The following is a 650-nucleotide window of genomic DNA, read 5'->3' on the forward strand; positions in this document are numbered from 1 at the left end:
ACGGGCGTCACGGACAAGCCGGAAAGCATGAGCCGCCGCTTGCGGTGGCAACAGCGTGTCGCCACGCCAGTGCTTGGGGGCATAAGTCATCGGAAACCTGAGAGCGAGACGCCAGGCGTCAAGGAAGTCGCCGACAAGGGGCGCGAGCCGTTGTGTCTGGCGAGCTAACGCTGGGATATCCATCGCGGCCCCGGTGGGCGCACCGCGAAACAAGGCATAGGTGCCCCAACTGGTCGGGCAAAGCCAGCTCCGGGTAGGCCATAACAGATCGGGAAAGGTGTTTCCCACGGACGCGGCCAATAGTTCAAGCCGAAGAGGTTCGAACCACGCCGATACGCTCTGCGTTGCCGCCGGCGCAACGTCCAGGCAGCGCACGGCCAGGTGTTCGGCCAGCGTCTCGGGTGAGCACTCGCTCAACAGCCATCCGCAGACGTAGCGCTTCTTATAACTCGCATCTTCAAGCGCATACCGTTCGCTCGACTCTAACAGGGCCATAGCCGGAGCCTCCCCGGGCGTTGCCAGTTGAATCAACGCCGGACACGCTTCAACCGTATGAGCGAGGTCCGGGCGCAAGACACGCGTGATCGCCTGTTCACCTAACGCCTGCATCAGGGACACGATACTCAGCGGATCTTCCGGCGTGCATTCGG

At 62.8% G+C, this 650-nt stretch carries 1 pseudogene; it reads right to left on the reverse strand.

The features are described from left to right. Nucleotides 1–650, reverse strand: a pseudogene (locus L810_RS48250) (hypothetical protein); the annotation flags it as partial.

The sequence above is a fragment of the Burkholderia sp. AU4i genome (assembly GCF_000466765.1).
Classification (GTDB): Bacteria; Pseudomonadota; Gammaproteobacteria; order Burkholderiales; family Burkholderiaceae; genus Burkholderia; species Burkholderia cepacia.